The following is a 13,193-nucleotide window of genomic DNA, read 5'->3' as shown; positions in this document are numbered from 1 at the left end:
ACCGGGTATTTCTTGAAGGGTAAAATCGACATTTCGCACCAAAATCAGGCATTTTTTTGCGCTGATCGGTATTTCGTCGGTTTTCGTCAAACCCGCCTAATCTTTGGCGCTTCCCTGTCGACATAGAAGCAGCGCCAAGCCTGCCCTGTGGCAATTTGACGCTCCTCGTTGATCAGTCCTCCCGCGGTAGCGCCTTTAATGACCAGAAACATGAAGTTCAGCCACAAGATCCTGCTCGCCGCTGCCCTTGTGGTCGCGGTAGCGTTCGCCTGTTTCATTCTGTTCAACGACTACCGTCAGCGCCAAACCCTGCGCAACAGCACCGAGTCCTCGATGCAGGAACTCGGCAGCCTGACCACCAGCAACATCCAGACCTGGCTGGAAAGCCGCATCCAGTTGCTGCAATCGCTGGCCCAGCAAGTGGCCGTCGACGGTCCGGCGCTGGACAACCTGAAACGCGCGGTCGGCCTGCCGGCGTACACCAGCAACTTTCAGTTGAGCTACTTCGGCGGTGCCGACGGCGTGATGTTCTCGGTGCCGGCCGGTAATCGCGCGGCGGACTACGACCCTCGTGCCCGTGGCTGGTACAAAGCCGCCAACAGTGCACAGCAGACCATCGTCACCGAACCCTACATTGCTGCGTCCTCAGGCAAGCTGGTGATCACCGTCGCTACCCCGGTGCAGCATCAGAACCAGATGATCGGCGTCGCCGGTGCAGACATCGACCTGAGCAGCATCAGCACCATCATCAACTCGCTGAACTTCGGCGGCCACGGCCACGCATTCATCGTCAGCAGCGAGGGCAAGATCCTCATTCACCCGGACAGCAAACTGGTGCTCAAAAGCCTCACCGAGGCTTATCCCGCGGGTGCGCCGAAGGTCAGCCCCGGCATGAAGGAAGTCGAGGTGGACGGCAAGACGCAGTTCATCTCGTTCACCCACGTCAACGGCGTGCCGTCGGCTGACTGGTACGTGGCCCTGGTGCTCGACCAGGACACCGCATTCTCGATGCTCAGTGAGTTCCGCACCTCGGCGATCATCGCCATGGTGATTGCCGTGGTGATCATCATCACGCTGCTCGGCATGCTGATCCGCGTCCTGATGCAGCCGTTGCTGACCATGGGTCGCGCCATGCATGACATCGCCGAGGGTGAAGGCGACCTGACCAAGCGCCTGACCATTCATGGCCAGGACGAATTCGGGGCGCTGGGCACTTCGTTCAACCGCTTCGTCGAGCGTATTCACACTTCGATCCGCGAAGTGTCATCGGCCACCGGCCAGGTCAACGAAGTCGCCCTGCGTGTAGTCAGCGCGTCCAACTCGTCGATGTTCAATTCCGACCAGCAGGCCTCGCGCACCAGCAGTGTGGCCGCGGCGATCAACCAGCTGGGCGCCGCCGCCCAGGAAATCGCCCAGAACGCCGCCCTCGCCTCGCAACATTCCAGCGACGCCCGCAGCCTGGCTGAAGACGGTCAGCAAGTGGTGGATAAGACCATCGCGGCGATGCAGCAACTGTCGGCCAAAATCAGCGACTCGTGCGGCAACATCGAAACGCTGAACAGCAACACGGTGAATATCGGGCAGATTCTCGAAGTCATCACCAGCATCTCGCAGCAAACCAACCTGCTGGCTCTCAACGCCGCGATCGAAGCGGCGCGCGCGGGTGAGGCCGGACGTGGTTTCGCCGTGGTTGCCGACGAAGTGCGCAACCTCGCGCATCGCACCCAGGACTCGGCGCAGCAAGTGCAGAAGATGATTGAAGAGCTGCAAGTCGGCGCCCGTGAGGCGGTCGCCATCATGACCGACAGTCAGCGCCAGAGCGAAAGCAGCGTCGGCATCGCCAACCAGGCCGGTGAGCGCCTGGGCAGCGTGACCCAGCGCATCGGCGAAATCGACGGCATGAACCAGTCGGTGGCCACCGCCACCGAAGAGCAAACCGCCGTGGTCGAATCGATCAACGTCGACATCACCGAGATCAACACCCTGAACCAGGAAGGCGTGGAAAACCTGCAATCGACCTTGCGCGCCTGTGCCGATCTTGAGCAGCAAGCGGCGCGGTTGAAGCAGTTGGTGGGTAGTTTCAGGATCTAAAACCAAACGGCGCACTTTGAGTGCGCCCGTCTGGTGAATCTGACGCAGGACTGAATTCAGACTAAACTCAGTCCTGCTCACCAGAAGGAGATCAATCTTATGAAGCTTTCCTCTCAAATCAAACCCATCAGCTACCTGAAAAGCCATACTGCCGAAATCGTCAAGACGATCACCGAAAGCCGTGAACCCTTGGTTATCACCCAAAACGGTGAAGCAAAACTGGTGGTCATGGATGTGAAAAGCTTCGAAGAGCAAGAAGACACAATGGCCCTTCTCAAGCTACTGGCAATGGGCAATCGTGAAATTGAGGAAGGAAAATTCCGGGGTGCGGAGGACGTCTTCGCAGAGCTTGACGAGGCCGAGCATCAATGAGCTTCAATGTCGTCATTCTTCAGTCCGCAGAAACAGACCTCAAAGAGCTCCGCAGCTACCTTACCCAACAGTTCTCTGCCCACACATGGCAAAACACCTATGCCACTTTGAAGGCAGCCATCCGTCATTTGGCGACACAGCCTTATGCAGGCTCAATCCCGGAAGAAATCAAGAGACTCAATATCAGCCAGTATCGGCAAGTCCTGTCAGGGATGAACCGGGTCATTTATGAAGTCAGGGAAAAGACTGTCTACATCCACATCATTGCCGACACACGAAAAAATCTGCCGACACTGTTGATGAAACGACTTCTGCAAGTGAACACATGAGATCAATGCCGTAGTTAAAACCGTGCGCCGGGCCCACTCAAAAATACCATCTCTTCAGGCGTACTTTCCCGCCCAAGAATCGCATTGCGATGGGGAAAACGTCCAAACCGGGCAATGATTTTCTGATGCCGTTCGGCGTAATCGAGGTTATCGGCAAACACCGCACGATCCGCCTCGGGTTGCTCAGCCAGCAAGTCGGCAAAACGTGAGACGGCTTCGTTTTGCACCGCCAGATGCTCGCAATGCTCGAATACCAGATAGATGAACACTCGCTGGATAGGCCGCAGTTGCCGATCGAAATCCGCGGCAATACCTTGCGCCACCAGCGCCTGGGCTCTCAAGTCGCCGGCAAAGGATTTGGGGGTTTCGCGAAAGATCATCCGCGGTAACTGATCAAGCAATAACACCAGGGCCAGCCAACCTTCGGGACATTGCGTCCACTCGGTCAATCCGCCGGCCAGTGCCTGTTCCACCAGATCCCCGAAACGCGTGCGCGCTTCGAGGTCCTGGCTGTCACGCTTACCGAACCATAACTTGCCCTTGTCAGCCGCTACGTCATTAGGTGCTTCGGCTGAACCGAACCACCATTCGAGTAACGGCTGCCAGGGCGCGGTCATGGTTTATTCCTTGTGGTAAGCCGTGGCGCGTTCGACTTCTTCTTTCGAGCCCAGGAACACCGCTACACGCTGGTGCAGGCCTTCAGGCTGGATGTCGAGAATACGCTGGTGACCGTTAGTGGACGCGCCGCCGGCCTGTTCAACCAGGAACGACATCGGGTTGGCTTCGTACATCAAGCGCAGTTTGCCCGGTTTGGAGGGCTCGCGGCTGTCACGTGGGTACATGAACAGGCCACCACGGGTCAGGATGCGGTGCACGTCGGCCACCATCGCGGCGACCCAGCGCATGTTGTAGTTCTTTTTCAGCGGGCCTTCTTCGCCAGCCAGCAGTTCGCCGACGTAGCGTTGTACCGGCGCTTCCCAGTGACGCTGGTTGGACATGTTGATCGCGAATTCCTGAGTGGAGGACGGGATCTTGATGTCTTCATGGGTCAGTACGAAACTGCCCATTTCACGGTCCAGGGTAAAGCCTTTCACGCCATCACCGAGGGTCAGCACCAGCATGGTTTGCGGGCCGTAGATGGCATAACCGGCGGCTACCTGTTGGGTGCCTGGCTGCAGGAACGCCTTTTCGTTCAAGGGTTCGTTCTGGCTCAGGTATTCGTTCGGGCAACGCAGCACGGAGAAGATAGTACCGACCGGCGCGTTGATATCGATGTTCGACGAACCGTCCAGTGGGTCGAATACCAGCAGGTACGCGCCCTTCGGGTATTTGCCCGGGATCTGGTAGGCGTTGTCCATTTCTTCGGACGCCATGCCGGCCAGGTGACCGCCCCATTCGTTGGCTTCGAGCAGGATCTCGTTGGAGATCACGTCGAGTTTCTTCTGGACTTCGCCTTGCACGTTTTCAGTGCCCATGCTGCCCAGAACGCCGCCCAGGGCGCCTTTGGAAACGGCGTGGCTGATTTCCTTGCAAGCACGCGCCACTACTTCGATCAGAAAGCGCAGATCGGCAGGAGTGTTGTTGCTACGGGTCTGCTCAATCAGATAGCGACTCAAGGTAACGCGGGACATGGAAGGCTCCGAAGGAATGGGGGCTAAAAACCCGCGCAGTTTAACGCGAGTCGGTGCGCAATTCCTCTTATCAGACGAGATTCACTGAATAGAGTTCATGCGCGAGGTTGAGCGTAGCTGCAAATGCACATAACTGTGGCGAGGGAGCTTGCTCCCGCTGGGGCGCGAAGCGGCCCCAAAACCATACGGCGCGGCGCTTCAAATAGATCGCATCCGTAGGTTTACGACTGCTACGCCCGAACGCGGACCGGCCGGCGGGAGCAAGCTCCCTCGCCACAAAAGAGAAAACTGCGCCAGCCTCAGGATTTGACGGGTGGCTTGCGCAGCAAACTGAACGCCATCCCTGCCAAGCCTGCCACTCCTAGCAAGAGCACCGCCCACAAGCCGATCTTCTTCCAGTTCATGCCCGGGACAATCGGCACCACTGCTGTCGCCGGCGAAGTCACCACCGCCGCACCATCGACCTTGGCCTGGCCTAACGTTGCCAGACGCTTGGGACTGTAATCGGGAATCAGCGTCGACAGCGGCAAACTCGCCGCTTTAACCGTCGCGCTACCCAGCGCCAGTGTGTACGGCCCCACCCCGCGAGCGAGGAACACCACTTGGGTCGAGCGCACGGCATAGCGCACTGTCGGAGCCTGTGCGCCCAAGCCGCCGCCACGCTCATCGACGGTCAGTTTCAACTGCTGCACCACATGGCCAGGCAGCTGCAATTGGTTCTGCACCACGTCCTGACCATTTTGCGTCAGCCGATAGAGCAAACCACTGCTCAAGGGCTGCCACGGCAAACTGCTTTCGCGACGTCCCGACAGGGTCACCGGCGCCAGGCTGTTGGCCTGGCTCAACTCGACCTGCAAGCGCTCCACGCTCAAACCCATCGGCAATTGCCAGGTGTATTCACCGGCCCTGGTGCTGCTGCCGGCCAACGGCTCGGACCAGACCAACGGCTGCGGCAGGTAGCTGGAACTGGTGCTTTGCAGTTGCGCCGAGGTCAGCGCGGGCGCCGCTTGCGGGGTTTTCCACAGCAAGCGCAGATAACGCGCGCTCTGCCCCGGCAAATCGACGTCATGCTGTTCGACGCGTTCGTCGGCAAACGACAGCCGCGCTACCTGACCTTCGCCCCAAGGCTGCCAATGCTGCAAATCATCACTGGCTTCGATGCTGAAACGCTGGAAGCCGTCGCGCTCGCTGCTCCAGTCGAGGATCAACTGCTGCAACGGCGCCTTGATCGCGCTGGCGTCCAGTAACCAGCCGCGCAGTACTTCTTTGCCAGCCTTGAGCGGATTCGATGGCTGGACCTCCACCAGCGTGCCGCTGGCATTCGACTGCACGCGCACACTTGGCACCGCCTCGCTGGCAGAGGCCGAGTCGTAAATCGGGAACCACTTGACGTTATTCACCACCAGACTTTCGCGACTCTGCGCCTGTTCCCGCGCCAGCGAATAGGCCTGCACTTCACCGGCTGCGTTGAATACCCGCACGTCGCTGAGATCGGTCTGGCGCGCATTCAATTGCACCGCCAGCGGCAATTCGAGGCGATACCACGGCCCCTCGCCGCTCAGGCTCAACGGCACCTGCGTGGTGAAGTCTGCCGGTGCTTCCTGAGCCGCGGCCGACAACGCCACACAGAGTCCAACAACGCCCAGCGACCACTTCCGATTCAAGATGACACTCCTTCAGATTCATTGGCCGGTTTCTCAGGCCCGGGCGTTGGTTCGGCGCGTTTGGGCGGCAGCGGTGCGAAATAGCCCACCACCAGCAGCAACACGCCCACACCGATAAACGACACGATCCGCGCCAGACCGCCACGGTTACTCAGTTCGACAAAGACCAGTTTGGCGACCACCAGCGCAATCAACCCTGCGCCGACCAGCCAGACTTCCCGACGATGGCGCAAATGCCCGCCGATCATCAGGCTCAGGGCAATCAGGGTCCAGACGATCGACAAGCCCGCCTGCACCAGCATCGACTCCAGCAACGCATCCAACTCAAACGGCACGCCAGCCCAATGGTGAGCGCTGCGCATCACCAGCGCGGTGAAGAAGGCAAACAGCGAGACTCCGGCCACGACTTGCGTGGCACCCTCAGCGTAATCGGCACGAATCGCCAATTGGCTGACTGCACTGCGCGACCACATATAAACGCCGAACAAGGCAAACAGCAGGCCGATGTCCAACGGGTTGAGCAACGGCAGATAAGGCAACGGTTCGGCGGTGCCGTCGCTGGCAATGTTCGCCAGCCAGAACCAGCCGAGCATCAACAGCGCCAGCGGTAGCGCGGCGTACACGCGGTACTCGCGGGCATACGTCGATACCGGCCACGGCCAGGCGCGCGGTGCGGCCATCAGCACCAGATACAGGCTCGGCAAGATCGCCCAACCCAGCCAGCGCCAAGCGTTGTATTGCTCGGACAACACCAGCAAGCCGTAACGCAGCTCCAGCGCCAACACGCCGATCAACAGCCAGCAACCCACCACGTGAGCAGCGCTCAATACTCGCGCGGGGAGCATCGGCGCCAGGCGCCGCAGCGAGATGAAATGCATCCCGAACACCATCGCCCACGCCAGCCAGCCGAAATTCGCTGCAGGGTGATAACGCGAATACCAGGCCGCGACCAATACCAGCGCCGCCGCTGGAATCAGCAACGTGCAGAGCACGCCCAGTGCCGGCCATTGCAGTCGTCGGGACAACAACGTCCACACTGCGACGCTCAGCGCTGCGAGGCCCAGCAACAGCGTGGCTTGCAGGTTCAGCGGTGCAAACCGCAGCACTTCGCTGATCAGCGCCAGCGCCCACCAGGCGGCGCCCCACACCAGCAGCAACTCGGACAAGCGCTGCAAACTCAAGGCATCGAACGCACTGGCATGATTGCCAAGCTGCAAGCGCCAGGCACCGACCATCGCCGCCAGCCCGAGCACCATCGGCGTCCAGAAACCGCTGTGGCCCAGTGGCCGCAGACCTTCGCTGGCGAGCGGCCCGAGCAGTTCGGGGCCAGCGATCAGGAACGCCGCGCCGCCGATCACCTGCAACAACAAGCCAAAGACAAAACTCACCCGCTGCTGCAAGTACAGGCTCAGCCAGATGATCAACAGACCGCTGGCCGCCCACACCGCGCTCGCCGTTTGCCACGGCAACACGAACAGCACCGCCAGATTGATCAGCACCAACCCGGCCAGCAACACCACCGACAACCCACGCAGCAATCGTGCGTCACTGCGCACCATGTCGTCGCGAGCGGCGAACAGCATTCCGCCGATCAACGCCAGGCCAATCAACGATGCGGTGAGCAAACCGCTCCAGCCAGCACTGAACACCGCCGCCTCCTCACCGCTGGCGCCTTGCAGCCGCAGCAGGAACAACACACCGCCCAGCAGTTGCACCCCAAACGCCGTAAACAGGAAGGTCCGCGATTGCAGGCGCAAGCCGACAAACAACGTCACCAAACCGGCCAGCGCCCAACTGATCGCAGTACCGTGGGTGAAGAAGGACAACGGCGCCAACAGATAAAGGAACGTCAGTCCTGCACAGGCCAACACCGGCAAGCCCTTGCGTTCCCAGGCCGAGGTTTGCTCAGGGGAAGCGTTGCGCAAGTGGTAGAAACTGAACAGCAACGCCACGCCGAGCATCAGCGCACCAAGCGCTGAACCATCGAGCAGACTGCTGTCGCCCAGGCTCAGTTTGCTGAGGAACGCCAGCGCCGAACCCAGCTGCAACAGCAAGGCAAAAGCCCGCGCCAACGGCCGATGCTGACGCAAGCCAAGCCAGAAGATTCCCGCGCCCTCCACCGCCCAGGCGGCCGCCGTCCAGCGCGCATCGAGACCCAGCGGGATCGCCAGGCTGGCGAAAATCACCCCCAGCGCCAGGCAGGTTTCCGCCAGCAGCAGGGCTCGACCGCCGCTGAGAAAACGCGCCAGGCCCATGTACACGATGCCCAACGCTAGCGCGCTGAACGCGGCAGCGAACTCAAAATGATGAATCAGCGCGAACTGCATGCCAAAGCCCACCAGTGGTGGACCGAAGAGCATCGTGCCGTCGACGTAGTCGCCCTTGCGCGCCGACCAGCGCAACAGCGCGTCACGGCTGTCATCCTCCGGCGCGTCAGTCATCTCGAGCAGTTTGCGGCGGGTGAACAACAAGCCGATCGCCAGGTACATGAGGAAGAACAGGATCAGGAACGGCTCGGTGCTCCACAGCAGTTCCGGCGTATAGGAACGCACGCCCCAGGCGAAACCGATGCCGAAGGTGCCGGCGAAGCCAATCAGGTTCAGCGGGCGCCAGGCCTTGAACCAGGCAATGGCGAGGATGCCGGTGTTGAGCAAGGCGAAGTAGCTGAACAGCGCGACATGGTTGCCGGCACCGGTGGAGGTCAGGATCGGCGCGGCGAACCCGCCCAATGCCGCCGCGCAGGCCAGCGCGAGCGAGTCCTGGGTGATCGCCAGAATCGCCGAGAAGATCGTCACCGCCACCAGCAAGCCCAACGCCGCCGTCGGGTCGAGCAACGGGTGCAGGCGCATGGCGGCGAACACCGTCAGGTACAGCACGGCAATGCCGGTCCCCTGCAGGATCAACGCGTAGTTGGTGTTGCGCAGTCGCAACCACCAACCCAGGCCCAGCAACGCCAACGCGGCCGCAGCGACCCCGGCGTAACGCAATTCAATTGGCACCACCATGCCTTCGGTGGCGTAGCGCAGCAAAAACGCCAAACCGAAGAACAACAGCACCACGCCGACCCGCAGTACGGTGTTGCCACCGAACAGCCAATTGCGTGCGGCGGTAATACCGCGCTCGATCAGATTCGGACCACGGGGTTCGGCCGGTTGTGGTGGTTCGCTGGGTTGCGGGGCCCAGAGATCAGCAGGCTCAGGTGTGATGCTCGCGTGTACCGGTTCGAATTCGGGCGGCAATTCCCAAACCAGTTCCTGCGCGGCAGACAACGGCGCCGGGCCAGGCTCGGGCGCTTGGTCAAAGACGATATCAGGAGAAATAGTCGGCTCGCTGGCCGTTGTCGACTCAGGGACCGGAGCTGCCTGGACGCCACGGGTTTCCAATAACGCCAGCCGCTGCTCGACCACGTCGAGGGCAACCTGCGCCTGCTCCAGTTGGCGACGCTGTTCGTCCGTTTGTGAATTCAGGCGCCTGAGCACAATCGCCTGCCCCGCACCCAGGCCGATCAACGCGCCAATCAGCGCATCACTGAATGACTCATCGAGCACCCAGCCCAGCACCAGCCCTATCAGCATGAACATCCATTGCATGGTCGATATCCCTAAGCGGTTCCCACAGTCCGTTGAAACCGAGCATATCTACCATTGAAAACACTGCTCTTCGTAGCAGCTGGCGAAACCTGCGTTCGGCTGCGAAGCAGTCGCAATCCAGACACCTCAGTCTCTCTTCAGAAACGAGGTATGGCATTTACGACCGCTGCGCGCTCGAACGCAGGCTACGCCAGCTGCTACGGACGGTGTTCCAACCTGACAGGGCAGATACCAAACGCACAGACGGACAGATCCGAGCCACTCATGGCCCGGTAAAACTGCTGCCTAGTATATCGATCCGGCCCTACAACCGCTGGGCCTTGCTCGCAATTATTGCTAAAAGTTACTCCAGCGCTTTCCAGATATCCGTGGCGTACTCGCGGATGGTCCGGTCGGACGAGAACCAGCCCATGCGCGCGCTGTTGAGCACCGCCGAGCGCCACCACTCCTTCGAGTCGTGCCAATGCTCTTCAACCCGCACCTGGGCATTCCAGTAGGAATCGAAGTCGGCGCAGACCAGGAAGCGGTCATATTCGATCAACGAATCGATCAACCCGGTGTAACGCGACGGCTCATCGGGCGAGAACACACCGCCACGAATCGCTTGCAGTACATCCCCCAATCGACGGGAGGCGGCGATGTCCGGTGCGGCATAGAACTCGTGATTCTGCTTGCGCGCCTCAACCTGCTGCGCGGTCAGTCCGAAAATGAACATGTGCTCGACGCCAATGCGCTCGCTCATTTCCACGTTGGCACCGTCCAGGGTGCCGATGGTCAGCGCGCCATTGAGGCCAAACTTCATGTTGCTGGTACCGGAAGCCTCAAAGCCAGCCGTGGATATCTGCTCCGACAGGTCGGCCGCCGGAATGATGCTCTCCGCCAGGCTGACGTTGTAGTTGGGCAAGAACACCACTTTCAGTAAACCGCGCACGGTCGGGTCATTGTTGACCACCCGGGCGATGTCGTTGGTCAGTTTGATGATCAGCTTGGCCTGGTGATAACTCGCGGCAGCTTTGCCGGCAAAGATCTTCACCCGCGGCACCCAATCGACTTCCGGCTCGGCGCGGATCGCCTGATACAGCGCCACGGTGTGCATCAGGTTGAGCAACTGGCGCTTGTACTCGTGAATCCGTTTGACCTGCACGTCGAACATTGCCGCCGGATTGACCGCGATCCCCAATCGTTCATGAATCAGATAGGCCAAGGCTTTTTTACTGTGCAAGCGCTGCTCGGCGAACTTGTTGCGGAATGCCGCTTTCTCGGCAAACGGCTCCAGGCCGATCAGTTTCTGTTCCGGGTTATCCAACAGATCCGGGCCCAGCGCATCGACCATCATCGAGGTCAGTTCCGGGTTGGCCTGATAGAGCCAGCGGCGGAACGTAATGCCGTTGGTCTTGTTGTTGATTCGCTCCGGATACAGCTTGTGCAGCTCGGAAAACACCGTGCTGCGCATCAGCTGGGTGTGCAGGGCGGACACGCCATTGACACTGTGGGAACCCAGAAACGCCAAGTTGCCCATGCGCACCCGGCGACCGTTGTCTTCCTCGATCAGCGACACCGCGCGCAATACGTCAAAGTCATGCATGCCTTTGGCGCGCAGCGAATCGATGTGATGGGCGTTGATCAAATAGATGATCTGCATGTGCCGTGGCAGCATCCGCTCCATCAAACCGACTGGCCAGGTTTCCAGCGCTTCGGGCAAGAGTGTGTGGTTGGTGTAGGAAAGCGTATCGACGGTGATCTGCCAGGCCGCGTCCCACGCCACGTCGTACACATCGACCAGTTGCCGCATCAATTCGGCCACGGCGATCGAGGGGTGCGTGTCGTTGAGCTGGATCGCTGCGTGATCGCCCAGGGTCAGCACCGAGGTGTGCATATTGCGGTGACGGCGCAGCAGATCCTGCAAGGACGCCGCGACGAAGAAGTACTCCTGACGCAGCCGCAGTTCCTGACCGGCCTCGGTGCTGTCGGCGGGATAGAGCACGCGGGAGATGCTTTCCGCGCGGGCCACTTCGGCCACCGCACCCAAGTGGTCGCCGGCGTTGAAGCGCTCCAGGTGCAAATCCTCCATGGCGCGTGCACGCCAGAGGCGCAAGGTGTTGACGCTAGCGCCACGCCAGCCGACGACTGGCGTGTCGTAAGCAATCGCTCGAACGGTTTCCGCCGGCGACCAGACTTGTTTGGAGCTGCCGGTCTCATCGGTCACGGTTTCAACGCTGCCGCCAAAGCCGATCGGGTAAGCCACTTCCGGCCGCTCGAATTCCCAGGGGTTGCCGAAATCCAGCCAGTTTTCGGTTTGCTCCTGCTGCCAGCCATCGACAACCGCCTGGCGGAACAACCCGTGTTCATAACGAATACCGTAGCCATGGCCGGCGATGCCGAGCGTCGACATGCTTTCCATGAAACACGCTGCCAGGCGACCGAGGCCGCCGTTACCCAGTGCGGCGTCCGGCTCCAGCAGGCGTATGCGTTCAAGGTCGACGCCCAGCTCGGTCAGCGCTTCACGAGCCACGTCGAGCAGGCCAAGGTTGCTCAGGCTGTCGTAGAGCAGGCGGCCGATGAGGAATTCCAGCGAGAGGTAGTAAACGCGCTTCTGGCCTTTGCGGTAGATCTGCCGCGTGTGGTCCATCCAGTGCTCGACCATGTGATCGCGCGCCGCCAAGGCAATGGCTTCAAACCAGTCATGGTCAAAGGCGTGATCCGGATCCTTGCCCACTGCATAGGTAAGTTTGGTCAAGACGGCGTCGCGAAATGCGGCCACTTCAGCTTCGCGAACTAGTGGTTCTTGAGTCATCGATAGGACCTCGGACGAGCATGAAATTGACTGAGCCTAGTCGGTCTGACATGAGATAAATGCACTCGTTCGGCGTTTTTTTCAATCGCCTGAATCGAGCCTATCCCCTTGCCGATACACGCTGAAAAGATGCAGATGCCATGCCGATCCCTCGAAAAATTCAGTGTAGCCATAAAAAAACCGGCAAATGGTCGTTCAAAAAATCACCAGTCCCGGTATGATCGCGCGCCCTGATGCACGCTGGTAATTCCACATGATGAAGCCGAACCTGATCGCCGCCGCGGAGATCGACCGTCTCGATACCTGGGCCAAGTACTCCGCCCCGATGTGCGGCTCGTGCGTGTCCAGCTGCTGCACGCTGCCGGTCGAGGTCAAGATCAAAGACCTGATCCGCATCGGCATCGTTGACGAATTCGAACTGGGCGATCCGCCCAAGAACATCGCCAAGCGCTTGCAGAAGGAAGGGATTGTCGAGCGCTACAACCAGAAGTCCGAGATCTTCACGCTCCAACGCATGAGCAACAACGATTGCCTGTATCTGGATCGTAAGAGCCGTTTGTGCACTATTTATGAAAAGCGCCCGGATACTTGCCGCAACCACCCGAAAATCGGTCCGCGGCCTGGGTATTGCGCGTACAAGCCGAAAGAAGTCGTGCGCGAGAGCAATCCGCGGACCCTCGACAAGTTCTGATCAAAGCCACTATTTCGTAGCAGCTGCCGAG

9 protein-coding genes and 1 pseudogene are annotated in these 13,193 nt (G+C 60.1%); 5 read left to right on the top strand and 5 right to left on the bottom strand.

Annotated features, from left to right (window positions below):
- Positions 1 to 198: 198 nt before the first annotated feature.
- The 4 genes and pseudogenes from AC1RJ3_RS00345 to AC1RJ3_RS00330 form a co-directional block, all read left to right on the top strand.
- Positions 199 to 1,233, top strand: a pseudogene (locus AC1RJ3_RS00345) (HAMP domain-containing protein); the annotation flags it as partial.
- A gap of 93 nt (positions 1,234 to 1,326) precedes the next feature.
- Positions 1,327 to 2,091, top strand: a complete 765-nt coding sequence (locus AC1RJ3_RS00340; protein ID WP_371917725.1) for a methyl-accepting chemotaxis protein — start codon at positions 1,327 to 1,329, stop codon at positions 2,089 to 2,091.
- Positions 2,092 to 2,190: 99 nt separating this feature from the next.
- Entirely contained in the window at positions 2,191 to 2,463 is a 273-nt protein-coding gene (locus AC1RJ3_RS00335; RefSeq protein ID WP_103320423.1) for a type II toxin-antitoxin system Phd/YefM family antitoxin, read from the top strand.
- Positions 2,460 to 2,792, top strand: coding sequence for a type II toxin-antitoxin system RelE/ParE family toxin (locus AC1RJ3_RS00330; protein WP_103320421.1), 333 nt, complete (start codon positions 2,460 to 2,462; stop codon positions 2,790 to 2,792). Before AC1RJ3_RS00335 ends, AC1RJ3_RS00330 begins: the two co-directional genes overlap by 4 nt.
- Before the next feature lie 14 nt (positions 2,793 to 2,806).
- On the opposite strand, the gene AC1RJ3_RS00325 is transcribed toward AC1RJ3_RS00330, so the two are convergent.
- From AC1RJ3_RS00325 to AC1RJ3_RS00305, 5 genes are all read right to left on the bottom strand, one after another.
- A complete protein-coding gene (locus AC1RJ3_RS00325; protein WP_347928653.1) occupies positions 2,807 to 3,409 on the bottom strand; it encodes a DUF924 family protein in 603 nt (200 codons plus the stop codon).
- A 3-nt stretch (positions 3,410 to 3,412) separates the two neighbouring features.
- Complete coding sequence (locus tag AC1RJ3_RS00320; protein ID WP_054595177.1) at positions 3,413 to 4,423, bottom strand: class 1 fructose-bisphosphatase; 1,011 nt, start codon at positions 4,421 to 4,423, stop codon at positions 3,413 to 3,415.
- A 299-nt stretch (positions 4,424 to 4,722) separates the two neighbouring features.
- Complete coding sequence (locus AC1RJ3_RS00315) at positions 4,723 to 6,087, bottom strand: DUF3999 domain-containing protein (protein ID WP_347928652.1); 1,365 nt, start codon at positions 6,085 to 6,087, stop codon at positions 4,723 to 4,725.
- Positions 6,084 to 9,677 carry a DUF2339 domain-containing protein gene (locus AC1RJ3_RS00310; protein WP_493076910.1) on the bottom strand — a complete coding sequence of 1,198 codons (3,594 nt, stop codon included), beginning with the start codon at positions 9,675 to 9,677 and terminating at the stop codon, positions 6,084 to 6,086. Before AC1RJ3_RS00310 ends, AC1RJ3_RS00315 begins: the two co-directional genes overlap by 4 nt.
- A gap of 343 nt (positions 9,678 to 10,020) precedes the next feature.
- On the bottom strand, positions 10,021 to 12,471 hold the full coding sequence (locus AC1RJ3_RS00305; RefSeq protein ID WP_347928650.1) for a glycogen/starch/alpha-glucan phosphorylase: 2,451 nt from the start codon (positions 12,469 to 12,471) through the stop codon (positions 10,021 to 10,023).
- A 253-nt stretch (positions 12,472 to 12,724) separates the two neighbouring features.
- Between AC1RJ3_RS00305 and AC1RJ3_RS00300 the strand changes: the two genes are divergently transcribed.
- Entirely contained in the window at positions 12,725 to 13,162 is a 438-nt protein-coding gene (locus AC1RJ3_RS00300) for a YkgJ family cysteine cluster protein (RefSeq protein WP_019691319.1), read from the top strand.
- Positions 13,163 to 13,193 lie beyond the last annotated feature (31 nt).

It is taken from the genome of Pseudomonas sp. GW822-FHT04C11 (assembly GCF_058800905.1).
The sequence above is the reverse complement of the archived record's forward strand: the minus strand, read 5'-3'. Positions and strand labels throughout refer to the sequence as shown.